Origin of the sequence: Pseudomonas muyukensis (genome assembly GCF_019139535.1) — a bacterium.
Classification (GTDB): domain Bacteria; phylum Pseudomonadota; class Gammaproteobacteria; order Pseudomonadales; family Pseudomonadaceae; genus Aquipseudomonas; species Aquipseudomonas muyukensis.
The window spans coordinates 2421308-2445259 of the sequence record NZ_CP077073.1 but is presented as its reverse complement, the minus strand read 5'-3'; the positions used below and the strand labels follow the sequence as shown (position 1 = coordinate 2445259).

Here is a 23952-nt window from a genome sequence, read left to right as displayed (position 1 = left end):
CTCCCCCTTATGACGCAGGACGCCGATCAGAACGGCATCTTGAAACCAGGCGGCAGCTGCATGCCGGCAGTCATGCCGCCCATCTTCTCCTGGCTGCTCTGCTCGATCTTGCGCACGGCGTCGTTCAGCGCCGCGGCGATCAGGTCCTCGAGCACTTCCTTGTCATCCGCATCGGTCGACATCAGGCTCTGGTCGATGCTGACGCGCTTGACGTCGTGGCGACCGGTCATCACCACGCTGACCAGGCCGCCACCGGACTGGCCGGTGACTTCCGCATTGGCCAGTTCTTCCTGCATCTTCTGCATCTTTTCCTGCATCTGCTGGGCCTGCTTCATCAGGCCGGCCATGCCACCTTTCATCATGGGGTGTACCTCGATTGGGTCATGTGATGCGGCCCGCCCCGTGGCCGGCCGCATGGTTATCCGTCATTGACCCTGGCTGACCAGGGCGTCTACCGGCTCAATAGTATCCTGTCGTACCGTCGCGCCGAACTGCCGAATCATCTGCTGGATGAGCGGGTCCTGCTCGATCGACACCTCGGCGTCGCGCTGGCGGTTGGCGCGCTTGCGCGCTGCAGCCTGGGCCGGGGTCTCTTGCTCGGGGCGGATCAACTCGATGCTCAGGTTGATGCTACGCCCCAACAGCTGGTTGAGCGCGTCGTTCAGGCGCCGTTGCTGGGTGGCGTTGAACAGCGCGCCCTGGCCTGGGTCCAGGTGCAGCAGCCAGTCGTCGCCCTCGGTGGCGATCAGGGTACAGTTGGCGGCGATGTTGCCTGTCATCCCAGAGACAGGCAACTGTGGGAATAATTCCAGCCATTGCAGGGCCAAACCGGTGGCCGGCTGGGCGGCGGGCAAGGGTTCGGGCGCCTGGGCAGGGGGCTCTTCCTGGACGTGCTCGGCGAGCTCGTCCAGGTAGCTGAAACCGGCCGGATCGCTGTCCGGGACGTAGTAGTCCTCATCGCCTGGCGGTTCGTCATCACGCTCCATGCCCGCCGGGCTGTAGGCGGACGGGTCGAACGGCGGCGCGTCATCGTCGGGCTGGTAGTGCGCCGGCTCGGCGGCTGGGGCCTCAGGCTCAGGCGGCGGCTCGATAGCCACTGGCGCAGGCGCGGCGACAGGCTCTTCCCACGGCAAGTCGACGACTTCCTCGGCCGCTGCCGGCAGCGCCACCGGCTCGGCGACGGGCTCTGGCGGCGCTGGCTCGAGCACTGCGGGCACAGGCACCACTGGCGCGGGGGCCGCTTCGACAACCTCGGCGGGCGCCGGCGCGGCCTCGTGCGCCACGGCGGGCGCGACGACAGCAGCCGTCGCTGCCACCGGTGTGGTTGGATCAGCTGTGGCCTGGCTGATCCCCACCGGCTTTAGCACCGGTTTCGGCGCATCGTCGGCATCGGCCGGACGGAACGCCAGCATGCGCAGCAGGACCATTTCGAAGCCGCCACGTGGGTCCGGCGCCAATGGCAGGTCACGGCGGCCAATCAGGCCCATCTGGTAGTAGAACTGCACGTCTTCGGCCGGCAGGGCCTGAGCCAGCGCCAGCACGCGGTCGCGGTCGCCCTGGCCGTTGTCGACGGCCTCCGGCAGCGCCTGGGCAATGGCCACCCGGTGCAGCACGTTGAGCATTTCCGAGAGCACGCCGTTCCAGTCCGGGCCTTGCTCGGCCAGGTCGCGCACCGCTTCCAGCAGCGCCCGCGCGTCGCCCTCGAGCAACGCCTGGAGCACGCCGTACACCTGGCCATGATCAAGGGTGCCGAGCATCGCCCGCACATCGGCCGCCAGCACCCGCCCTTCACCGAAGGCAATGGCCTGGTCGGTCAGGCTCATGGCGTCGCGCATCGAGCCGTCGGCGGCGCGCCCGAGCAGCCACAGGGCATCGTCCTCGAACGGCACGTTCTCGGCGCCCAGCACGTGGCTCAGGTGCTCGACCACCCGCTCCGGGCTCATGTTCTTCAGCGAGAACTGCAGGCAGCGCGACAGGATGGTGGCCGGCAGCTTCTGCGGGTCGGTGGTGGCGAGGATGAACTTGACGTAGGGCGGCGGCTCTTCCAGCGTCTTCAACAGGGCGTTGAACGAGTGGCTGGAAAGCATGTGCACTTCGTCGATCAGGTAGACCTTGAAGCGCCCGCGGCTGGGGGCGTACTGCACGTTGTCGAGCAGTTCGCGGGTGTCCTCGACCTTGGTGCGGCTGGCGGCGTCGATCTCGATCAGGTCGACGAAGCGGCCTTCGTCGATCTCCCGGCACACCGAACAGGTGCCGCAGGGCGTCGAGGTGATGCCGGTCTCGCAGTTCAGGCACTTGGCGATGATCCGCGCGATGGTGGTCTTGCCCACGCCACGGGTGCCGGTGAACAGATAGGCGTGGTGCAGGCGCTGGTTGTCCAGGGCGTTGATCAAAGCCTTGAGCACATGGGTCTGGCCGACCATTTCGCGGAACGAGCGCGGACGCCATTTACGTGCAAGAACCTGATAACTCATCAAAAAACCATCGTGACCGGAGCGGGCGGAAAGAGCGCTAATGCTAGCGGAGCGGGGCCAAAATTGCACCCTGCCGTTGTCGTCCAGGCACAAGCCCGGGCAGACCGGCAAGGCGCAACGCCCTGCTACCCCGCCCGCCTAGCCCCGCAGGCACCAGGCCAGGGCCCAGGCACTGAGGAACAGCCCAAGGCCAAACACGCAGTGCGTCGCCAGGCTGCGCAGGCAACCGCGCAGCGGCGCCGGGGTGTTCGCCGCGAAGTAGCCGGCACCCAGAGCCGGTTGCACGACGCACAAGGGCACCAGCACGGTCACCGCCCCGACCAGCAATGCGGGCCACAGGGTCGGCGCGCGCAGCCAGGCCTGCCCGGCCACGGCCACCAGCAACAGGGCGAAGGCCAACCCGGTGGCGTAGTGGATCAGCCAGCCCCAGCCCAGCTCGCCGCGCACTGGCGCGGCCTTGCCGATCGCCGCATGGCGCCAGCGCCCCTGCAGCAGATGCCCGGCCCAGCGGCCGATCATCGCGTAGTTCAGGGTGGTCACGCCCAGGCGCTTGAGCAGCCAGGTCCACAGGTCCATGACCAGGGTCGCGCCGATACCGACCAGCACGATGGAGAGAGAGAGGATTGAGGTAGTCACGCTGAAAGCCCTTGGCAAGTTGACGAATAGGTACCTGCCGAGCAGCATGCAAGTTGAAGTCAACTTCAAGTCAAGGGGGTTACCATGGACATCGCCGATGTCGCCCGGCGCACCGGGGTGCCTGCATCGACACTGCGTTATTACGCGAACAAGGGGCTGCTCAGGTCACTGGCTGGCCGCGGCCAGCGCCGACAGTTTCCAGCCGACACAGCAGAACGCCTGGCACTGATCGCCCTCGGCCAGGCAGCCGGGTTCTCCCTGGACGAGGTGGCGGCAATGCTCGTGGAACAGCAGGTCGACCGGCAGATGCTACTGGCCAAGGCCGACGAGATCGACCGCAAGGTCCGACGCTTGCAAGCCATGAGCAAGGGGTTGCGCCATGCAGCGGCCTGCCCCGCAGCGCATCACCTGCACTGCCCGACATTCCAGCGCTTGATGCAGGTATCGGCCAGCCAGGGCAAGCGCGGCAGGTCAGCCGCCAAGGCCTGAAGCCTGCTCGGTGATGGCTGGCGGCGACCTCGCCGGTATCGCGGGGCGCTGCCGCGTCCCATCCCGCAAGCCTCAGTAGCCGTGCAACTCGCGAAACGGCTGGCCCTTGTGGTAGTCGATCCACTCCTGCACGTCATACGGCAGGTACAACTGCCGGCGCGCCCGCGACAAGGCGATATACACCGCGCAGATCCGCGCATCGAAGGCGTAGGCATCCTTGAAGCGCTGGGTGGTCATCAACTCCGGGGTCAGCAGCACCTGGTCGAACTCCAGCCCGCCGGCCTGCTCGGCCTGCATCAGGGTAAGGCTGCCCCGGCGATCCGCGACCCGGGCATCGAGCAGGGTCAGGTCGGCCAGTTTGAACCCGGCCTCCAGGCGCGCCTCGACCCACTGGAACGACGCATCGAAGCGCTCCGACTCACGCACCTGGGGCCAATCGAGCAGATGGGCAAAATAGCCGTGCTGGCCCTCGGCATCCGGCCCCGTGGCATGGAACGCCGACCTGAACAGGCTGATCGCCGTGGCCATGAAGCGGCGCATGTCGGGCCAGTCGGGGAAGTTCAGCAGGCAGTTGCAATCGACCAGCTCCATGGCCCAGCGCATCGTGTCCCAGCGCGAGGCGGTCAGCACCACGCAGCCCTCGGGTGGCACGAAGCCTTCAGGGAAATGCTCGATCCCGACATCCACAGCGTCCGCCGCCTCGAAGGCCACCTTGGATTTTTGCGAGTGCACGCCAATCAAGGGGTTGATCAGGCGCTCGACCTTGCGCCCGGAGCGCACGGCAAACGCCATGTCCTTGTGCCGCACCTGGCGCTCGCGGCGCACCACCTCGCCGCTGGCCTTCTGGTATTCGTCACCCAGGGTGATCAGCACCTGGCGGCCGCGCTCGATGGTTTGCAGCAGCGACGCCGGTACATCCTGGCTCTCATCGATGACCACATGGCTGAAACGCCCGGGTACGCTGCAACCGGCCAGACTCGCGCGCTTGATCAGCAGCAGAGCCTCGAAGCCGGTCTGCGCGCCCCAGGCCGGGTTCGCCTGCAGGTAGCGCCACAGCCGGCTGGCATACTCCAGCAGCACCTGCGCGTCGAGGGTCGACAACGCCTGGCGAAAGAACGGCAAGTGGCGGTTCGACAGGCTGTAGTCGCGCGACTCGCAGTAGCGCTGCAGCACTTCCAGGCAGATCTCCAGGGCATGCTCGGCATCGTACTGGCGCAGCCCGACGATACCTAGCTCTTCGGCCAGGCGGCGTTTGCCCGGCCCCCGCGGCGAAGCCTTGGCCGCTGGCGGCCGGGCCTCCTTGAGCAGCGCGTGGGCGAACTGGCCGAAGGTCATGCCGACCTTGGCCTGGGCATCCAGCCCCATGCGCTGGCGCAGGGCACCGAGCTTGGCCGGCGTGCGCGCCAGGACCAGCACCCGCCCCCGCGGCAGGCAGTCCATCAGCGCGCCGAGCAGGTAGCTCTTGCCGATCCCGGCATAACCTTGCACATGCAGATCTTCATCGAGGTTGGCGCGCACCACCTTGAGCAGCTTGTCCTGCTCGACGGTCAGCCAGCGCTCCTTGTCGAAGCCCGTGGTCACCTGCTGGCTGAACGGGTCGCCGTCTTGCTGCAGACGGATACGGAAAGCGAAATCCCACTTGCCGTCCGCCAGCAGGTAGGCCCGCGCCTGTACCTGTTCGGCATCGAGCAGGCGCAGGCGCGAGCCCTTGATCACCTCGAGGCCAAAGTACAGCTTGCGCGCATCGAACAGCCGGCGGGCCTCCGACAACAGGCCGACATCGGCCGAATGCGGCCCGTCCACTGCCCAGGCCAGCAACCGGCCCAGCACCTTCTCGGCGGCCAGCGCATCGACCTTGGCGCCGCCCTGGGCCAGGTTCTGGATCACCAGCAAGGCGGCAAGTTCGGGGTCGCTCAGGGCCTCGAGCGCAGGCGCGCCCTCGGCCTGCAACAGCCCCTGGCAGACCTCGGCGGTCACCGGCAGGTAGACCGGACGGGAGAAGTCGAAGTGTTCAGGCTGCATGAGGGCGCAGGTTCCGGGCAATCATTCAGGATTCGCCGGGCTCGACGCTGAGCGCGAAGCGGTAGGCGCCGAGCGAGCCGGCCATGTCGGCGCATTGGCTGCCCGGGCGAGGCTCGGCCAGGGCGTCATCGAGTTCGTGCAAGGCCAGCTCGAGCAACTTGCGCAGATCACGGGCATTGTTCGCCGAGACCTGCAGGTGCAACTCGAGTGGCGCGGCGCTGGGCGTCACGCTGGCCGGCGGGGTTGCTTGCTCGAGAATCCGCTCATGCTCCTCTTCCATCTGGTCGAGCACCTGCGACAGCTCCAGCACGCGCTCGGGCTGGGCGGTCATCTGGTCCTTGATTTCCAGGCGGCGCAATTGCCACTCACGGATTTTCTGGCGGGTGAGGTCGTCGACATGTTCCACGGTCGCTATCTCCTGGCCGAACGGACTGACACGATGGGATGCATGATAAAGCGTCGCGCACGCTTGTGCAGGCGTAAAACGGTGCGAGGAAAGGCGTCGAGCGGGGTAGGAAAGACGGCGCACCGGAAAATGCCTACGCCCAAAATGGAGGCGGCCCCACCAGCCACACCCCGGCACTCGATGTTCCCGCTATGGCTGCTCCCTTCCGGGCCTGACCAGGTTAACGGGTAATCAATGCGGGGGGACCGATGGGGCCACCACGACGGCTCGCCAAGTGACGAGCCGCGCCATTGTACAGCGCCAGGGCGAAGTTACAACCTTTGATCGTGAAAAAACCATCATTTCTCAAGGACTTGTGGCAAGCCTATGGCGGGGCAAGCCCGCTCCCACACACCATCACCCGTGGCAGCGGGCTACCCCGCGATAAAGCCAGCGGGCTCAAACGCTGATGCCGCGCTCCGCCAGGAAGCCCACGAATGCCTCCTCGTCCATCACCGCAACGCCCAGCTCAGCGGCCTTGGCCAGCTTGGAGCCGGCGCCGGGGCCGGCGACCACGCAGTGGGTCTTGCCGGACACCGAGCCCGCCACCTTGGCCCCCAGGCTTTCCAGCTTGTCCTTGGCGATGTCGCGGCTCATGCGCTCCAGGGTGCCGGTCAGCACCCAGGTCTGGCCGGCCAGGGGCAGGCCCTCGGCGGTCTTCTTCTCGCACGACCAGTGCATGCCGAAGTCCAGCAACTGGGCCTCGATGGCACGGGCCAACTGCTGGTTGGCCTCGACCTTGAAGAACTCGCGCACGCCGTCAGCCGCCTTGGTATTCAAGGCCTGGCGCAGGTCGATGCCGTCGGCGGCAATGATCTTGTCCAGGGTGCCCAGCTTGTCGACCAGCTTCTCGGCCCCGGTTGGCCCCACCGATGGGATATCGAGCTTGGCGAGCATGCCGGCCAGGGTGGTGCTGGCCGCGAACTCGGCAGCCAGCTCGCCCTCCTCCTGCAACTGCATGCCGCTGTCGAGCAATTGCCTGATCACCGCGCGGTTGTGCGCGTCCTCGAAGAAGTTGTGGATCTCGAAGGCGACCTCCAGGCCGATGTCCGGCAGGTAGGTGAGCACTTGCGGCAAGGCCACCTGCACCCGCGCCAGGCTGCCCAGCGAGCGCGCCAACACCTTGGCAGTTTCCTCGCCCACGTCGGGGATGCCCAGGGCGTAGATGAAGCGCGCCAGGCTCGGGCGCTTGCTGGCTTCGATGGCCTCCAGCAACTTGCGGCTGGAGACCTCGGCGAAACCTTCGAGGGCGACCACCTGCTCGAACGCGAGCTGGTAGAGGTCGGCCGGCGAGCGAATCAGGTTCTCATCGACCAACTGCTCGACGCTCTTCTCGCCCAGGCCGTCGATGTCCATGGCCCGGCGCGACACGTAGTGGATGATCGCCTGCTTGAGCTGGGCCGCGCAGCCCAGGCGCCCGACGCAGCGGTACACCGCGCCTTCGCTGGTGGTTTCCTTGCCCTTGCTGCGCTTGACCAGCTGGGTGCGCTCGACCTGCGAGCCGCACACCGGGCAACTGCTCGGCACCTCGACCGCGCGGGCATCCGCGGGGCGACGCTCGAGCACCACCTGCATCACCTGGGGGATCACGTCACCGGCCCGGCGGATGATCACCGTGTCGCCAATGCGCAGGCCCAGGCGGGCGATCTCATCCATGTTGTGCAAGGTGGCGTTGGACACCGTGACCCCGGCGACCTTGACCGGCTTCAGGCGGGCCACCGGGGTTACCGCACCGGTACGGCCGACCTGGAACTCGACATCGAGCACCTCGGTGAGCTCTTCCATGGCCGGGAACTTGTGGGCGATGGCCCAGCGCGGCTCACGGGCGCGGAAACCCAGCTCGCGCTGCGCGGCCAGGGCATTGACCTTGAACACCACGCCGTCGATCTCGTAGGGCAGGTCGTTGCGACGGGCGCCGATATCGCGGTAATAGGCCAGGCACTGCTCGATCCCGGCGGCGTGGCGCAGCTCGCGGCTGATCGGCAAGCCCCAGGTCTTGAGCTTCTCGAGAATGCCGATATGGCTGTCGCCGAACGCCTCGGACACTTGGCCGACGCCATAGCAGCAGAACTCCAGCGGGCGACTGGCGGTGATCTTCGAGTCCAGTTGGCGCAAGCTGCCGGCGGCGGCGTTGCGCGGGTTGGCGAAGGTCTTGCCGCCGGCTTCGGCCTGGGCGGCATTGAGCCGGTCGAAACCGGCCTTGCTCATGTACACCTCGCCACGCACTTCCAGCACCGCCGGCCAGCCTTGCCCCTGCAGTTTCAGCGGGATGTTGCGCACGGTGCGCACGTTGGCGCTGATGTCCTCGCCGGTGCTGCCATCGCCGCGAGTGGCCCCTTGCACCAGCTGGCCATCGCGATACAGCAGGCTCACCGCCAAGCCGTCGAGCTTGGGCTCGCAGCTATAGTCGACGGCGGCGCGGGTGGCGAACAGGTCGCCGCCCGGCAGGTCCAGACCCTCGACCACGCGACGGTCGAAGTCGCGCAGGTCGTCTTCCTCGAAGGCATTGCCCAGGCTGAGCATGGGGATTTCATGGCGCACCTGGCTGAACGCGGCGAGCGCCGCGCCGCCGACGCGCTGGGTCGGCGAATCGGCGGTCACCAGGTGCGGATGCTCGGCCTCCAGCGCCTTGAGCTCCCTGAACAGGCGGTCATATTCGGCGTCCGGCACACTGGGCTCATCGAGCACGTAATAGCGGTAGTTGTGCTGGTCGAGCTCGGCTCGCAACGCATGGATTCGGGATTCGGCGTTCATTCTTTGTCTTCTCTTGCAAAGCAAAAGAGCAGCCCCAGGCTGCTCTTTTGCTTGAATCATCGCGAAGTGGGCGAGGCAAGGCCCACTCGCTCGGGTACATCAGCGTTTCTGGGTCAGCGCGCGGCGCTCGAACTCGACGATGCGCTGGCGGTAGTGCTCGATGGTCTGGGCGGTCAGCACGCTGCGCTGGTCGTCCTTGAGCTCGCCATCGAGCTCGTGGGCCAGCTTGCGGGCGGCGGCAACCATCACGTCGAACGCCTGCTTGGGATGACGCGGGCCCGGCAGGCCGAGGAAGAAGCTCACGGCGCGGGTGCTGAAGTGGTCGATGTCGTCCAGGTCGAACACACCCGGCTTGACCGCATTGGCCATGGAGAACAGCACTTCGCCGTGACCGGCCATGCTCTCGTGGCGGTGGAAGATGTCCATGTCGCCGAAGCGCAGGCCGCTTTCCAGGATGTTTTGCAGCAGGGCCGGGCCCTTGAAGCCGCCTTCGTCACGGGAAATCACGCTGATCACCAGCACTTCCTCGGCCGGTGGCAGCTCCTTGGCCGGGGTGCTGGCTGTAGCGAAGCTGGCGTTGCGCTTGCTGTCGGCGGCGAGCTCGTCGCGGTCTTCGTCGAACAGGTCGGGCTCGCGCGGCTCGGCGGCCAGGTTCAAGTCGCCCTGCTGCGGCTCGCTGTTGTTGCGCTTGCCACGCTTGGCGGCCTTGGTCGGCTTGGCTTCGCGCTCACGCTCGCGTTCACGGGCAGGCGCGCTCACCGACGGCAGGTCGCTTTCGTCCAGCTCGGGCTCTTTGTGGGTGTCCAGCACACGTGCAGGGCCAAGCACCTCGGCGCTGCCCTCGTCGTCCGGAACGTTGGCGTAGCTACGGTCCAGGCGGAATTTCAACTTGCCCTTGCCGCCGCGCATGCGGCGCCAGCCGTCGAAAAGAATACCGGCGATGACAATGATGCCGATGACGATCAGCCACTCGCGCAGACCGATTTCCATGTAATCCCGTGCCTCTATAAAAAATATGCTTGAAAACAAAGGCTTCAAAGGCCTTTAACACGTGGCGCCAACTCTATGTTCTGACAGGCGTTTTACCCACGCAAAAAACAAGTGACATAAAGCTAGCACGACCAAAGGCAACTTTACACCGTCTGTCGCATCTGCCGAGGAAATTGCCTACAAGATCGAGCCCTTTCATACACCTCATGTGTCAACCATGGCCATGGCCTCTTCCACATCAACTGCTACAAGACGCGAACAGCCCGGCTCGTGCATGGTCACCCCCATCAGTTGATCGGCCATCTCCATGGCAATCTTGTTATGGGTGATGTAGATGAACTGCACGGTTTCGCTCATTTCCTTAACCAGCCGTGCATAGCGGCCAACGTTGGCGTCGTCCAGCGGCGCGTCGACCTCGTCGAGCATGCAGAACGGCGCCGGGTTAAGCTTGAAGATGGCGAACACCAGTGCCAGTGCCGTCAATGCCTTCTCGCCGCCGGACAGCAAATGGATGGTGCTGTTCTTCTTGCCCGGCGGGCGCGCCATGATCGTCACCCCTGTATCGAGTAGATCTTCGCCCGTCAGTTCCAGATAAGCGCTGCCGCCACCGAAAACTTTTGGGAAAAGTGCCTGTAATCCGGCATTTATCTGATCAAAGGTATCCTTGAAACGGTTACGGGTTTCCTTGTCGATCTTGCGAATGACGTTTTCCAGGGTATCGAGCGCCTCGACCAGGTCGGCGTCCTGGGCATCCAGGTAGCGCTTGCGCTCGGACTGCTGTTCGTACTCCTCGATGGCCGCCAGGTTGATCGCGCCCAGACGCTGAATACGCGCCTCGAGTTGCTCCAGCTCCTGCTCGGTGCCTTGCTCGCTGGCTTCGGCCTCGAGCGTGGCGAGCACGCCCTGAAGATCGTAGCCGTCGGCCAGCAATTGTTCCTGCAGGGTTTTGCGCCGTACATCCAGCCCCTGGGACTCCAGGCGCTGTTGCTCCAATTGGCCACGCAGCAACTGCGACTGCTGTTCGGCCTGGGTGCGGCGGCGTTCGGCATCGCGCAGTTCGCGGTCGGCCTCGTCCATGTGCAGGCGGGCCTGGCGCATCTGCTCATCGACACTCATGCGCCGCTCGAGCAACTCCTCGAGCTTCAGGCGCAGCTCTTCCTGCGGCGCCTCGCCTTCCTCCAGGTTCAGGTTCAGCTGTTCCTGACGCTCGCTCAGGCGCGCGGCCTGCTGTTCCAGGCGTTCGAGGGCCTGGCGAGTGGAATCGTGCTGGGCGCGCAACGAACCCAGGCGCACGGCCAGCTGGTGGGCGTGATCCTTGTGCTGGCGAGCTTCCTGGCGAATCCGGTCGAGGCCTTCGCGCAGCGTATCGCGGCGCGCCATCAAGGCTTCGCGCTGCTCGGTGTCCTGGGCCATCAGGTCGAGGGCGTCCTGCAGCATCAGCCGCGCCTCGCCCAGTTGCTCGTGCTCGATGGCGCGCTGCGCCTGCAGTTCGGCCAGCTCTTCCTGCAACCGCCGCCGCCGCAGCTCGACCTGCTCGGCCCGGGCCTTGCCGGCGGACAGGCGCGCCTTGAACTCGCCGTGCTGGCGGCTTTCGTCCTGGCTGCGCCGGCGCAGTTGCTCGCGTTGCTCCTCCTGCTCGCGCTGTTGCTCGCGCAGGCGCAGCAGCTGCTCATCCTGCTGCTCCAGCAGGGCTTGCTGCTCCAGTTGCTCCTGGCCCAGGCGCTCGATTTCCTGAGCCCGGGCCAGCACGCCGCCCTGGGCCTCGCCGCCACGGCTGATCCGCAGGAAATGGCGCCCGACCCAGTAACCGTCGCGGCTGACCAGGCTTTGCTCGCCGCTCAGCGTGGCGCGCAAGGCCAGGGCCTGCTCCAGGGTTTCCACCGGCTTGACCTGGCCTAGCCAGGGCGACAGGTCGGTAGGCCCCTCGACTTTGTCGAGCAGGCTGCCGGCCATCCGCGCGCCCTCGCCGGCAGCCAGCAGCAGGCGCAGCTCACCCTGCTCCAGCGTGGCGAAGTCGAGGTTGTCGAAACCCTCGAGCAACACCGCTTGCAGGTCGGCGCCGAGCACCGTCTCCACCGCCAACTCCCAGCCTGGCTCGACCCGCAGGCCCTGTGCCAGGCGCGGGCGCTGCTGCAAACCTTGCTCGCGCAACCACTCGGCAGCGCCCACGCCTGGCTCGAGCGCGGCTTGCTGCAGGGCCTCCAGCGAGGCCAGGCGGCCACCGCGGCGCTGCAGGTCGCCCTGCTGTTGCTGCTGGGCCTGGGCGGCCTGCTGCAACTGCTCGCGCAGCGCCTCGAGACGCTCGACCACCTGCTGCTCCTGCAACTGCAGGTCTTCGAGCAGCAACTCGCTGCTGGCCAGCTGTTCGGCCACCTCCAGCAGCTCGGCGCCCTGCGGATCGCCCTCCAGTTGTTCGCCCTCGTCGCCCAGCTTGCGCTGGCGCTCGGCCAGGCGCTCCAGGCTGGCCTCGAGCTGGGCCAGGCGTGCCTGCTGCACTTCGGCCTGGCGACGCGGCTCGGCGGAGCGGGTATTGAAGCTGTCCCATTGCTCCTGCCAGCCGTGCATGCCCAGCTCGGCCTCCTCCAGCGTCGCCGCCGCTTCCTCGGCAGCGGCCAGGGTGAGCTCCTGCTCCGGCTCGAGCAGCGCCAGTTCTTCGCCCAGGGTCGCCAGCAAGGTGCGGTCGTGCCCCAGGTGCGATTCGGTTTCCAGGCGGGTGCGCTCGGCTTCCTTCAGGTCGTCCTGCAACTGGCGCAGGCGTTGCTGGCCATGCTGGATGCTCTGCTCGACCCGGGCGATATCGCCGGCCACCGAATAGAAGCGGCCCTGCACCTGGTTGAAACGCTCGGACAACTCGTGATGGCCATCGCGCAGGCGCTCGATGCTGGCGTCGGCGTTGCGCTGCTCGGCCACCAGCGCCTCGAAGGCGATCTCCTGATCGCCAATGACCGTCTCGCGCTGGCGCACCCGCGCATCCAGCTCACGCCAGCGCACGGCCGACAGGCGCGCCTTGAGCTGGCGCTCCTGGGCCTTGTACTCGCGGTACTTCTCGGCGGCCTGGGCCTGGCGGTGCAGACGTTCGAGCTGGCGCTCCAGCTCCTCGCGCAGGTCGGTCAGGCGCGCCAGGTTTTCCTGGGTGCGGCGTATGCGGTTCTCGGTTTCGCGGCGGCGCTCCTTGTACTTGGAGATCCCCGCCGCTTCCTCGATGAAGTTGCGCAGTTCTTCGGGCTTGGCCTCGATCAGCTTGCTGATCATGCCCTGCTCGATGATCGAGTAGCTGCGCGGGCCCAGGCCGGTGCCGAGGAAGATATCGGTGATATCCCGGCGCCGGCACTTGGTGCCGTTCAGGTAATAGGTGTTCTGCCCGTCACGGGTGACCTTGCGCCGGATCGAGATCTCGGCATAAGCGGCGTACTCGCCTACCAGGCTGTTGTCGCTGTTGTCGAACACCAGCTCGATGCTCGCCTGGCTGACCGGCTTGCGGCTGGTGGAGCCGTTGAAGATGACGTCGGTCATCGACTCGCCACGCAGGTTCTTCGCCGAACTCTCGCCCATCACCCAGCGCACCGCGTCGATGATGTTGGACTTGCCGCAGCCATTGGGGCCGACCACCGCCGCCATGTTGCTGGGGAAGTTGACGGTGGTCGGGTCGACGAACGACTTGAACCCGGCCAGGCGAATGCACTTCAGGCGCATGGCGTCAGGCTCGCGCCAGCGCCGCCAGCACCAGCTCGCAGCTGCGCTGGCAATAGGCGGTGAGGACCTCGCGGATGCGCGGCAGGTCGCGGGCGACCACCGCCTCGAGCAGGCTGGCGAACAGGGTGAGGTAGTCGACCATGCTGGCCTGGCGCTGGTCGAGGGCCAGGTAGTAGGCACGGCTCATGGCCGGCTGCAGGTTCTCGACGGTCTCCTGCAGGTATGGGTTGTTGGCGAACGGATAGGCCGCGCGCATCACCGCGAAACTGTCGGCGACGAAGGCCTTGATGTCCTTGCCGGCATGGGCCTGCTGCAAGCGCTGCTGGATCTCCAGGAACGGGCGCAGGTCGCTGTCGCTGCGCCAATGCTCGGCGACGGCGTTGCCCAGCAGGATGTAGAACTCGCCCATCAGGGTACACAGGCTGCGCACGCTGTTTTCGTCCAGCTCGGTCACATGGGCGCCACGGCGCGGCAAGATCGCCACCAGGTGGCGACGCTCGAGGATCAGCAGCGCCTCGCGCACCGAGCCGCGGCTGACGTTGAGGGCCTGGGTGACCTTCTGCTCCTGGATGCGCTCGCCGGGTGCGAGTTCGCCGCGGATGATCCGCTCGGCCAGGTAGTGGGCAATTTGCTCGGAGAGGCTGTCCGGCGCCTTGAACGTCATGGTTTTCCTTCGCGATCTGGGTAGCTGTGCACAAGGGCGCGATTGTAGCGCACTTGCCCTGCGCTCGCGCAGCGCGACGAGGTGCTTTGTGCGACCGTCGGGTCGAGCGTGGGCCACGCCGCGAACTATGCTTGGGAAAAGGCTCGATGAGGTGGTTCGGAAAGGGCTCGAGCAAAATCTTGACCTTTGAGTCAGAAAATTATTGACCGCAAGGTCAAGCGTTGCTTAGAGTCCGCCCGAACAACAATAAAACCATTGCGAGGCCCTCCCCCGTGATCCAGTTTCTCGTCAACCAGGAGCTGCGCAGCGAGCACGCCCTGGACCCGAACATGACGGTGCTGCAGTACCTGCGCGAGCACCTGGGCAAACCCGGCACCAAGGAAGGCTGCGCCAGCGGCGACTGCGGCGCCTGTACCGTGGTCGTCGGCGAACTGCTGCAGGACGAACAGGGCGGCGACAGCATCCGCTACCGCAGCCTGAACTCATGCCTGACGTTCGTCTCGTCGCTTCACGGAAAACAGTTGATCAGCGTCGAGGGCCTCAAGCACCAGGGCGAACTGCACAGCGTGCAACAGGCCATGGCCGACTGCCATGGCTCGCAATGCGGCTTCTGCACCCCAGGCTTCGTCATGTCGCTGTTCGCCTTGCAGAAGAACAGCAGCGGCCACGACCTGCACCAGGCCCAGGAAGCCCTGGCCGGCAACCTGTGCCGCTGCACCGGCTACCGGCCGATCCTCGACGCCGCCGAGCAGAGCTGCGCGCGCCCCTGCCGCGACCAGTTCGACGCGCAGCAGGCCCAGACCATCGCCCGCCTCAAGGCCATTGCCCCGCAGCAGACCGGCGAGCTCAACAGCGGCGACAAGCGTTGCCTGGTACCGCTGACCGTGGCCGACCTGGCCGATCTGTACAGCTCGCACCCCGAGGCCCGGCTGCTGGCCGGCGGCACCGACCTGGCCCTGGAGGTCACCCAGTTCCATCGCACCTTGCCGGTGATGATCTACGTCGGCCATGTCGCCGAGCTCAAGCGCATCGACAAGACCGCCCGCCACCTGGAAATCGGCGCCGCCACCCCGCTGACCGACTGCTATACCGCGCTCAACGAGGAGTACCCCGACTTCGGTGCCCTGCTGCACCGCTTCGCCTCGCTGCAGATCCGCAACCAGGGCACCCTGGGCGGCAACATCGGCAACGCTTCGCCGATCGGCGATTCGCCGCCCCTGCTGATCGCCCTGGATGCGCAGATCGTCCTGCGCCAGGGCGAGCGCCAGCGCACCCTGGCGCTGGAAGACTACTTCATCGACTACCGCATCACCGCGCGCCAGGACAGCGAGTTCATCGAGAAGATCATCGTGCCGCGCGCCAGCAACGACTGGACGTTCCGCGCCTACAAGGTGTCCAAGCGCCTGGATGACGACATCTCCGCCGTGTGCGCGGCATTCAACCTGAGCCTCGACAACGGCGTGGTCAGCGGCGTGCGCATCGCCTTCGGCGGCATGGCCGCCATCCCCAAGCGCGCCCGCGCCTGCGAAGCCGCCCTGCGCGGCAAACCGTGGAACCAGGCCAGTATCGAGCGCGCCTGCCAGGCCCTGGCCGAGGACTTCACCCCGCTCAGCGACTTCCGCGCCAGCCGCGAGTACCGCCTGCTGACTGCGCAGAACCTGTTGCGCAAGTACTTCATCGAACTGCAAACACCGCACATCGAAACCCGGGTGACCGCCTATGTCTAACCATCACGCCGTCAAGAGCCAGGCCGAGATGGCCGCATTGTTCAGCCAGGGCCTGACCACCGGTGTCGGTCGCAGCCTCAAGCACGACAGCGCCGACAAGCACGTGGCCGGCGAGGCGGTGTACATCGATGACCGCCTGGAATTCCCCAACCAGTTGCACGTCTATGCGCGCACCGCGGACCGCGCCCACGCGCGCATCCTGCGCATCGATACCGCGCCCTGCTACCAGTTCGAGGGCGTGCGCATCGCCATCACCCACGAAGACATTCCCGGGCTCAAGGACATCGGCCCGGTGGTCGCCGGCGACCCGCTGCTGGCCATCGACAAGGTCGAGTTCTTCGGCCAGCCGGTGCTGGCCGTGGCCGCCCGCGACCTGGACACCGCCCGGCGCGCCGCCATGGCTGCCATCGTCGAGTACGAAGACCTGGAGCCGGTGCTCGATGTGGTCGAGGCACTGCGCAAGCAGCACTTCGTGCTCGACAGCCACACCCACCAGCGCGGCGACTCGGCCGCCGCCTTGGCCAGCGCCCCGCACCGCATCCAGGGCAACCTGCACATCGGCGGCCAGGAGCACTTCTACCTGGAGACCCAGATCAGCTCGGTGATGCCCAGCGAAGACGGCGGCATGATCGTCTACTGCTCGACGCAGAACCCCACCGAGGTGCAGAAGCTGGTGGCCGAAGTGCTCGACGTGCCGATGCACAAGATCGTCGTCGACATGCGCCGCATGGGCGGTGGCTTTGGTGGCAAGGAAACCCAGGCCGCCAGCCCCGCCTGCCTGTGCGCGGTGATCGCGCGGCTGACCGGCCAGCCGACCAAGATGCGCCTGCCTCGGGTCGAAGACATGATGATGACCGGCAAGCGCCACCCGTTCTACGTCGAGTACGACGTCGGCTTCGACGACTCCGGCCGCCTGCACGGGATCAACTTCGACCTGGCCGGCAACTGCGGCTACTCGCCCGACTTGTCCGGTTCGATCGTCGACCGCGCCATGTTCCACGCCGACAACGCCTACTACCTGGGCGACGCCACGGTGCATGGCCACCGCTGCAAGACCAACACCGCCTCCAACACCGCCTACCGCGGCTTCGGCGGGCCGCAGGGGATGGTCGCCATCGAGCAGGTGATGGACCATATCGCCCGCCACCTGGCCCTCGACCCGCTGGCGGTGCGCAAGGCCAACTACTACGGCAAGACCGAGCGCAACGTCACCCACTACTACCAGACCGTCGAGCACAACCTGCTCGAGGAGATGACCGCCGACCTGGAGGCCAGCAGCGACTACCACGAGCGCCGCGAGTCGATCCTCCGCTTCAACGCCAACAGCCCGGTGCTGAAGAAGGGCCTGGCGTTGACCCCGGTGAAGTTCGGCATCTCGTTCACCGCCACCTTCCTCAACCAGGCCGGTGCCTTGATCCACATCTATACCGACGGCAGCATCCACCTCAACCACGGCGGCACCGAAATGGGCCAAGGCCTGAACACCAAGGTGGCGCAGGTGGTGGCAGAGGTGTTCCAGGTGGACTTCGGTCGCATCCAGATCACCGCCACCAACACCGACAAGGTGCCCAACACTTCGCCAACCGCGGCCTCCAGCGGCGCCGACCTGAACGGCAAGGCGGCGCAGAACGCCGCCGAGATCCTCAAGAAGCGCCTCACCGAGTTCGCCGCGCGGCATTACAACGTCACCGAGGAAGACGTCGAGTTCCGCAACGGCCATGTGCGCCTGCGCGAGCAGATCGTCAGCTTCGAGCAACTGGTGCAGCAGGCGTACTTCGCCCAGGTGTCGCTGTCGACCACCGGTTTCTACCGCACGCCGAAGATCTTCTACGACCGCACCCAGGCCCGTGGCCGACCGTTCTACTACTACGCCTTCGGCGCCGCCTGCGTGGAGGTGATCGTCGACACCCTGACCGGCGAATACAAGATGCTGCGCGCCGATATCCTCCACGACGTGGGCGACTCGCTGAACCCGGCCATCGACATCGGCCAGGTCGAGGGTGGTTTCGTCCAGGGCATGGGCTGGCTGACCACCGAGGAACTGGTGTGGAACGCCAAGGGCAAGCTGATGACCAACGGGCCGGCCAGCTACAAGATCCCGGCGGTGGCCGACATGCCGCTGGACATGCGGGTCAAGCTGGTGGAAAACCGCAAGAACCCCGAGGACACGGTGTTCCATTCCAAGGCCGTGGGCGAACCGCCGTTCATGCTCGGCATCGCCGCCTGGTGCGCGATCAAGGATGCGGTGGCGAGCATTGCCGACTACCGCGTGCAACCGAATATCGACGCGCCGTCGACGCCGGAGCGAGTGCTGTGGGGTTGTGAGCAGATGCGCAAGGCGGTGGCTGCGCAGCAGCCTGTGGAGCCCGCTTTGGAAACTGTCACCCACTGAAAACGCGGGACCCTGTAGGAGCGGCCTTGTGTCGCGAAAGGGCTGCGTAGCAGCCCCAGAAATCTTCATCGCTGCACAGATGTTGGGGCCGCTTCGCGCCCCTTTCGCGACACAAGGCCGCTCCTACAAAGGGCACGAGGAGGATTGAAGACATGCACCAATGGATCAACGCCCTCGCCGACCACCAAGCCCGCGGCGAGCCCTGCGTGCTGGTGACCATCATCGAGGAACGCGGCTCCACCCCGCGCAACGCCGGCTCGAAAATGGTGGTCAGCGCCAGCGCCCTGTACGACACCATCGGCGGCGGCCACCTGGAGTTCAAGGCCCTGCATATCGCCCGGCAGATGCTCGAGGAGCAGCGCAGCACCCCGCACCTTGAGCGCTTCAGCCTCGGCGCCAGCCTTGGCCAGTGCTGCGGCGGCGCCACCGTGCTGCTGTTCGAACCGATGACCGGAGTGCAGGCGCAGATCGCCGTGTTCGGCGCGGGCCATGTCGGTCGGGCTCTGGTACCCTTGCTCGCTGCCCTGCCCTGCCGGGTGCGCTGGATCGATTCGCGCGAACAGGAATTCCCCGCGCTCATCCCCAACGGGGTCAGCAAGGTGGTCAGCGAGGAACCGGTCGACGAAGTCGCCGAGCTGCCCGCCGGCAGCTACTGCATCGTCATGACCCACAACCACCAGCTGGACCTGGAACTGACCGCCGCCATTCTCAAGCGCAATGATTTCACCTGGTTCGGCCTGATCGGCTCGAAGACCAAGCGCGTCAAGTTCGAGCACCGCCTGCGCGAACGCGGCTTCGACGACAGCCTGATGGCACGCATGCGCTGCCCGATGGGCCTGGCCGAGGTCAAGGGCAAGCTGCCGATCGAGATCGCCGTGTCCATCGCCGCCGAGATCATTGCCACCTACAACGCCTGCTTCGGCCAGCACGACGCTGGCGCCAACGCAGGCCCCATCGCCCAGTTGCTGCCGTCCTCGCGACGCAGCCAAGCCATTTGACGAGAGCCTCATGAGCGCAACCCGCAAAGCCTACCGAGCCGCCATCCTGCACAGCATCGCCGACCCCGCCGAGGTCGGCCTGGAGGCGTCCTGCGAATACTATGAAGACGGCCTGCTGCTGGTCGACGACGGCCGCATCAGCGCCCTGGGCGATGCCAGCGCGCTGCTGCCGGGCCTGGCGAGCGATATCGTCGTGGAGCACTACCCGGACGCGCTGATCACCCCAGGCTTCATCGACACCCATATCCACTTCCCGCAGACCGGCATGATCGGCTCCTACGGCGAGCAGTTGCTGGACTGGCTGAACACCTACACCTTCCCGTGCGAGAAGCAGTTCGCCGACAAGGCCCACGCCGACCAGGTGGCGAAGATCTTCCTCAAGGAACTGCTGCGCAACGGCACCACCACCGCCCTGGTGTTCGGCAGCGTGCACCCCGCGTCGGTCAACGCCCTGTTCGAGGAGGCCGAGCGCCTGGACCTGCGCCTGATCGCCGGCAAGGTGATGATGGACCGCAACGCCCCCGACTACCTGACCGACACCGCCGAATCCAGCTACCGCGACAGCAAGGCGCTGATCGAGCGCTGGCACGGCAAGGGCCGCCTGCACTACGCGGTGACCCCGCGCTTCGCCCCGACCAGCACGCCGGAGCAGCTGGCCGCCGCCGGCCAGTTGCTCAAGGAGCACCCAGGCGTCTACCTGCATACCCACCTGTCGGAGAACCTCAAGGAGATCGACTGGGTCAAGGAGCTGTTCCCCGAGCAGAAAGGCTACCTCGACGTCTATGACCACTTCGAGCTGCTCGGCGAGCGCTCGGTGTTCGCCCACGGCGTGCACCTGTGCGACAGCGAATGCCAGCGCCTGGCCGAGACCGGTTCGGCCATCGCCTTCTGCCCGACCTCCAACCTGTTCCTCGGCAGCGGCCTGTTCAACCTGCCCCAGGCCGAACGCTTCAAGGTCAATGTCGGCCTGGGCACCGACGTCGGCGCCGGTACCAGCTTCTCGCTGCTCAACACCCTGAACGAGGCGTACAAGGTGATGCAGCTGCAGGGCGCACGCCTGCACCCCTACAAGTCGCTGTACCTGGCCACCCTTGGCGGCGCCCGCGCGCTGCGCCTGGACGACCGCATCGGCAGCCTGCGCCCGGGCAATGACGCCGACTTCGTGGTGCTCGACTACAAGGCCACCCCGCTGCTGGACTACCGCCTGCAGCAGTCCAGGAGCATCGAGGAGACGTTGTTCGTGCTCACCACCCTGGGCGACGATCGCACGGTGCGCGAGACCTACGCCGCCGGGCGTCGCGTGCACCAGCGCTAGGGCTGTTTCCCCAGCCCCCGGTACAACGCACCGCCGATCGCCGCGCCGATCAGCGGTGCCAGCCAGAACAGCCACAGCTGTTGCAGCGCCCAGCCGCCGACGAACAAGGCAGGCCCGGTGCTGCGTGCCGGGTTCACCGAGGTGTTGGTGACCGGGATCGAGATCAGGTGGATCAGGGTCAGCGCCAGGCCAATGGCGATCGGCGCGAACCCGGCCGGCGCCCGGGCATCGGTGGCGCCCATGATGATCACCAGGAACATCGCGGTCATCACCACCTCGCTGACAAAGCCCGCCGCCAGGCTGTAGCCACCCGGCGAGTGCTCGGCATAGCCGTTTGAGGCCAGCCCGTTGGCCAGCTCGAAGCCGGCCTTGCCACTGGCGATGAAATAGATCACCGCCGCGGCGAGAATCGCGCCGATCACCTGGGCAATTACATAGGGCAACAATTCTTTGGCCGGAAACCGCCCACCCACCACCAGGCCGAACGACACGGCGGGGTTGAGATGGCAACCGGAGATATGGCCGATGGCGAAGGCCATGGTCAGCACGGTCAGGCCAAAGGCGAACGCGACGCCGAGCACCCCGATGCCGACCGGCGAACTGGCGGCCAGCACTGCGCTGCCACAGCCACCGAGCACCAACCAGAAGGTACCGACCAGCTCGGCACCCATGCGCACACCCAGGGAAGTAGTCATGGACCTCTCCTCAAGTCATTGGACGCAACGATTGCGCAAGCCCAACCACATTGAAAAGGGGTTTGCAACTAATAAATCTATCAGGGTCCCGGCAAATGGCCAGTAACGACAAGGGCCGCGAAGCGGCCCTTTGTTCATGCAGGCAAACGATCAACCCTTGGCGCTGGCCTTGGGCTTTTTCAGCAGGTGGGAGAACACCGCGTGCAGGTCGTCCGAGGCGCTTTCCTCGTCGAGGTTGAGCTTGCTGTCGATGTGGTCCATGTGATGCATCATCAGGCTCACCGCCTGCTCGGCATCGCGCGCCTCGATGGCATCGATCAGCTGCATGTGCTCATCGTACGAGCAGTGCGAACGGTTGCCGCTCTCGTACTGGGCGATGATCAGCGACGTCTGCGACACCAGGCTGCGCTGGAAGCTCACCAGCGGTGCATTGCCGGCGGCCTCGGCCAGCTTGAGATGGAACTCCCCGGACAGGCGGATACCGGCGCCCCGGTCGCCACGGGAGAAGCTGTCACGCTCCTCGCGCACCATGTGGCGCAGTTCGTTGAGCTGCTCGAGGGTGGCGTGCTGCACGGCCAGCTCGGTGATGGCGCGCTCGACCATGCGCCGCGAGAAGAACACCTGGCGTGCCTCCTCGACCGTCGGGCTGGCCACTACCGCACCACGGTTGGGCCGCAGCAGCACCACGCTTTCGTGGGCCAGGCGCGACAGGGCGCGGCGGATGATGGTGCGGCTGACGCCGAAGATCTCGCCCAGCGCTTCCTCGCTCAACTTGGTGCCCGGTGCCAGGCGCTGCTCGAGGATCGCCTCGAAGATATGCGCGTAGACGATGTCGTCCTGGGTACCGCTGCGGCCGGCCTTGCCAGTGCGCGCAGGTTTTTTCAGAGGTTGCAGCTGTTCGTTCATGGGCTCTCGAGCACAAAGGATCTGCCAGTCGGACCGTGACTGTAATACCTGTCAGCGGGGGGATGGCAAGTCCAGGAAGAAGATAGTGGGCCAAGGTATGGCGCCATTGTACACAGGCTGACCCGTTTCTGCAGGTGGCCTTTTACCTATATAGCCGTTGTACGGCGGTTTGTGCGCACAAAAGATAAAACATTATTTGCATTCTTTGTACACAAAAGCATAATCCTGCGAGCAACTTCCTGACCCAAAAGTCAACAAAATGGTCGGACGTCTGCCACACCCCCTCGCGAAGCCTCCCAGTGCATGGCTCAGGACCCGGCTTCGAACAACAAGAAAGACTTGAGGAGTACTCGCTGTGGAAAGCCGCAAATCCGAAGCACCTACGCTGGATCTCGCCCCACCGCTCGAAACGGGCTGGCTGGAGCGGATTTTCAAACTCAAGCGACATGGCAGCACGGTCAGGACCGAACTGATCGCCGGGGTGACCACCTTCATCACCATGGCCTACATCATCTTCGTCAACCCCAACATCATGGCCGACGCCGGCATCGACCACGGCGCGGCATTCGTCGCCACCTGCATCGCCGCCGCCCTCGGCTGCCTGCTGATGGGCCTGTACGCCAACTGGCCGGTAGGCCTGGCGCCGGGCATGGGGCTGAACGCCTTCTTCACCTACACCGTGGTCGGCACCATGGGCTACAACTGGGAAACAGCGCTGGGGGCGGTGTTCGTCTCGGGCGTGCTGTTCATGTTCCTGACCCTGTCGAAGGTGCGCGAGTGGCTGCTCAACAGCATCCCGGTCAGCCTGCGTCATGCCATGGGGGCTGGCGTCGGATTGTTCCTCGGGCTGATCGGCCTGAAGACCGCCGGCATCATCGTCGACAGCCCGGCCACCCTGATCAAGCTGGGTTCGCTGCACGAGCCCGGGCCGCTGCTGGCGGCGCTGTGCTTCCTGCTGATCGCCATCCTCAGCTACAAGCGCGTGTTCGGCGCGATCCTCATCAGCATCATCGGTGTCACCCTGGCCGGCTGGGGCCTGGGCCTGGTCAAGTTCGGCGGGGTGATGTCGATGCCGCCGAGCCTGGCGCCAACCTGGATGGCCATGGACGTGGCCGGGGTGTTCAACGTCAGCATGATCAGCGTGGTGCTGGCGTTCCTGTTCGTGCATATGTTCGACACCGCCGGCACCCTGATGGGCGTGGCCCAGCGCGCCAACCTGGTGGCGGCGGACGGGCGCATCGAAAACCTGTCGCGGGCGCTCAAGGCCGACAGTGCCTCCAGCGTGTTCGGCGCGGTGGTCGGCGTGCCGCCGGTGACCAGCTACGTGGAAAGTGCCGCGGGCGTGGCTGCCGGCGGGCGCACCGGGCTGACCGCCGTGGTGGTGGGCCTGCTGTTCATCGCCGCGATGTTCTTCGCCCCGCTGGCGGGGATGATCCCGGCCTATGCCACCGCGGGGGCGCTGATCTATGTGGCGATGCTGATGATGGGCAGCATGGCGCACATTCATTGGGACGAAGCCACCGACAGCATCCCGGCGATCGTCACCGTGATCATGATGCCGCTGACCTTCTCGGTGGCCGATGGCATCGCCCTGGGCTTCATCAGCTACGTGGCACTGAAGGCGGGCACCGGCAAGTACAAGGAGATCTCGGCAAGCCTGTGGGTGCTGTGCCTGATCTTCATTGCCAAGTTCGTGTTCCTCTGACCGCGCGGTAACAAGCAAGGGCGCCGCGGCGCCCTTGCTTGATTCCC

At 66.0% G+C, this 23952-nt stretch carries 17 protein-coding genes and 1 other RNA gene; 6 read left to right on the top strand and 12 right to left on the bottom strand.

Annotated features, from left to right (window positions below):
- Window positions 1-26: 26 nt before the first annotated feature.
- From KSS95_RS11025 to KSS95_RS11015, 3 genes are all read right to left on the bottom strand, one after another.
- Window positions 27-362 (bottom strand): YbaB/EbfC family nucleoid-associated protein, encoded by a 336-nt coding sequence (locus KSS95_RS11025; protein ID WP_023632783.1) that lies wholly within the window; start codon window positions 360-362, stop codon window positions 27-29.
- 63 nt (window positions 363-425) lie between these two features.
- A complete protein-coding gene (gene dnaX / locus KSS95_RS11020) occupies window positions 426-2474 on the bottom strand; it encodes a DNA polymerase III subunit gamma/tau (protein WP_217853683.1) in 2049 nt (682 codons plus the stop codon).
- A 138-nt stretch (window positions 2475-2612) separates the two neighbouring features.
- Window positions 2613-3158: a DUF2938 domain-containing protein gene (locus KSS95_RS11015; protein WP_437179592.1), complete on the bottom strand. Its 546-nt coding sequence runs from the start codon at window positions 3156-3158 to the stop codon at window positions 2613-2615.
- Between the two features lie 36 nt (window positions 3159-3194).
- Between KSS95_RS11015 and KSS95_RS11010 the strand changes: the two genes are divergently transcribed.
- Window positions 3195-3599: a MerR family transcriptional regulator gene (locus KSS95_RS11010; protein ID WP_217853681.1), complete on the top strand. Its 405-nt coding sequence runs from the start codon at window positions 3195-3197 to the stop codon at window positions 3597-3599.
- Between the two features lie 72 nt (window positions 3600-3671).
- On the opposite strand, the gene KSS95_RS11005 is transcribed toward KSS95_RS11010, so the two are convergent.
- From KSS95_RS11005 to KSS95_RS10975, 7 genes are all read right to left on the bottom strand, one after another.
- Window positions 3672-5621: a hypothetical protein gene (locus tag KSS95_RS11005; protein WP_217853680.1), complete on the bottom strand. Its 1950-nt coding sequence runs from the start codon at window positions 5619-5621 to the stop codon at window positions 3672-3674.
- A gap of 25 nt (window positions 5622-5646) precedes the next feature.
- On the bottom strand, window positions 5647-6027 hold the full coding sequence (locus KSS95_RS11000) for a hypothetical protein (RefSeq protein ID WP_217853679.1): 381 nt from the start codon (window positions 6025-6027) through the stop codon (window positions 5647-5649).
- Between the two features lie 154 nt (window positions 6028-6181).
- An RNA gene (gene ffs, locus KSS95_RS10995) (signal recognition particle sRNA small type) lies at window positions 6182-6278 on the bottom strand.
- A gap of 187 nt (window positions 6279-6465) precedes the next feature.
- A complete protein-coding gene (ligA, locus tag KSS95_RS10990; protein WP_217853678.1) occupies window positions 6466-8820 on the bottom strand; it encodes an NAD-dependent DNA ligase LigA in 2355 nt (784 codons plus the stop codon).
- Between the two features lie 99 nt (window positions 8821-8919).
- Complete coding sequence (zipA, locus tag KSS95_RS10985) at window positions 8920-9810, bottom strand: cell division protein ZipA (RefSeq protein WP_217853677.1); 891 nt, start codon at window positions 9808-9810, stop codon at window positions 8920-8922.
- Between the two features lie 204 nt (window positions 9811-10014).
- Window positions 10015-13503 carry a chromosome segregation protein SMC gene (smc, locus tag KSS95_RS10980; protein ID WP_217853676.1) on the bottom strand — a complete coding sequence of 1163 codons (3489 nt, stop codon included), beginning with the start codon at window positions 13501-13503 and terminating at the stop codon, window positions 10015-10017.
- Window positions 13504-13507: 4 nt separating this feature from the next.
- Window positions 13508-14167, bottom strand: coding sequence for a GntR family transcriptional regulator (locus KSS95_RS10975; RefSeq protein WP_217853675.1), 660 nt, complete (start codon window positions 14165-14167; stop codon window positions 13508-13510).
- A 272-nt stretch (window positions 14168-14439) separates the two neighbouring features.
- On the opposite strand from KSS95_RS10975, the gene xdhA reads away from it, so the two are divergent.
- The 4 genes from xdhA (at window position 14440) to guaD (ending at window position 20599) form a co-directional block, all read left to right on the top strand.
- Window positions 14440-15894 (top strand): xanthine dehydrogenase small subunit, encoded by a 1455-nt coding sequence (gene xdhA, locus KSS95_RS10970; RefSeq protein ID WP_217853674.1) that lies wholly within the window; start codon window positions 14440-14442, stop codon window positions 15892-15894.
- The gene (gene xdhB / locus KSS95_RS10965) at window positions 15887-18286 is read left to right on the top strand and encodes a xanthine dehydrogenase molybdopterin binding subunit (protein WP_217853673.1); all 2400 of its coding nucleotides are present in this window, start codon (window positions 15887-15889) and stop codon (window positions 18284-18286) included. The genes xdhA and xdhB overlap by 8 nt, the downstream gene beginning before the upstream one ends.
- A gap of 152 nt (window positions 18287-18438) precedes the next feature.
- The gene (gene xdhC, locus KSS95_RS10960; protein ID WP_217853672.1) at window positions 18439-19284 is read left to right on the top strand and encodes a xanthine dehydrogenase accessory protein XdhC; all 846 of its coding nucleotides are present in this window, start codon (window positions 18439-18441) and stop codon (window positions 19282-19284) included.
- 10 nt (window positions 19285-19294) lie between these two features.
- Complete coding sequence (gene guaD / locus KSS95_RS10955) at window positions 19295-20599, top strand: guanine deaminase (RefSeq protein ID WP_217853671.1); 1305 nt, start codon at window positions 19295-19297, stop codon at window positions 20597-20599.
- Here the strand turns inward: guaD and aqpZ are convergent.
- Together aqpZ and KSS95_RS10945 are read right to left on the bottom strand one after the other, a co-directional pair.
- On the bottom strand, window positions 20596-21294 hold the full coding sequence (aqpZ, locus tag KSS95_RS10950) for an aquaporin Z (protein WP_217853670.1): 699 nt from the start codon (window positions 21292-21294) through the stop codon (window positions 20596-20598). The genes guaD and aqpZ overlap by 4 nt on opposite strands.
- 150 nt (window positions 21295-21444) lie before the next feature.
- Window positions 21445-22200, bottom strand: coding sequence for a GntR family transcriptional regulator (locus KSS95_RS10945; protein ID WP_217853669.1), 756 nt, complete (start codon window positions 22198-22200; stop codon window positions 21445-21447).
- Between the two features lie 355 nt (window positions 22201-22555).
- On the opposite strand from KSS95_RS10945, the gene KSS95_RS10940 reads away from it, so the two are divergent.
- Window positions 22556-23905 carry an NCS2 family permease gene (locus KSS95_RS10940; RefSeq protein WP_217853668.1) on the top strand — a complete coding sequence of 450 codons (1350 nt, stop codon included), beginning with the start codon at window positions 22556-22558 and terminating at the stop codon, window positions 23903-23905.
- Window positions 23906-23952 lie beyond the last annotated feature (47 nt).

Bases quoted from the DNA above. Each gene is read 5' to 3' on its own strand.
- KSS95_RS11025 (WP_023632783.1), bottom strand. From the start codon at position 362: ATGATGAAAGGTGGCATGGCCGGCCTGATGAAGCAGGCCCAGCAGATG.
- KSS95_RS11010 (WP_217853681.1), top strand. From the start codon at position 3,195: ATGGACATCGCCGATGTCGCCCGGCGCACCGGGGTGCCTGCATCGACA.
- KSS95_RS10975 (WP_217853675.1), bottom strand. From the start codon at position 14,167: ATGACGTTCAAGGCGCCGGACAGCCTCTCCGAGCAAATTGCCCACTAC.
- KSS95_RS11015 (WP_437179592.1), bottom strand. From the start codon at position 3,158: ATGCTGCTCGGCAGGTACCTATTCGTCAACTTGCCAAGGGCTTTCAGC.
- smc (WP_217853676.1), bottom strand. From the start codon at position 13,503: ATGCGCCTGAAGTGCATTCGCCTGGCCGGGTTCAAGTCGTTCGTCGAC.
- dnaX (WP_217853683.1), bottom strand. From the start codon at position 2,474: ATGAGTTATCAGGTTCTTGCACGTAAATGGCGTCCGCGCTCGTTCCGC.
- xdhC (WP_217853672.1), top strand. From the start codon at position 18,439: ATGCACCAATGGATCAACGCCCTCGCCGACCACCAAGCCCGCGGCGAG.
- ligA (WP_217853678.1), bottom strand. From the start codon at position 8,820: ATGAACGCCGAATCCCGAATCCATGCGTTGCGAGCCGAGCTCGACCAG.
- KSS95_RS10945 (WP_217853669.1), bottom strand. From the start codon at position 22,200: ATGAACGAACAGCTGCAACCTCTGAAAAAACCTGCGCGCACTGGCAAG.
- xdhB (WP_217853673.1), top strand. From the start codon at position 15,887: ATGTCTAACCATCACGCCGTCAAGAGCCAGGCCGAGATGGCCGCATTG.
- guaD (WP_217853671.1), top strand. From the start codon at position 19,295: ATGAGCGCAACCCGCAAAGCCTACCGAGCCGCCATCCTGCACAGCATC.
- aqpZ (WP_217853670.1), bottom strand. From the start codon at position 21,294: ATGACTACTTCCCTGGGTGTGCGCATGGGTGCCGAGCTGGTCGGTACC.
- KSS95_RS11005 (WP_217853680.1), bottom strand. From the start codon at position 5,621: ATGCAGCCTGAACACTTCGACTTCTCCCGTCCGGTCTACCTGCCGGTG.
- zipA (WP_217853677.1), bottom strand. From the start codon at position 9,810: ATGGAAATCGGTCTGCGCGAGTGGCTGATCGTCATCGGCATCATTGTC.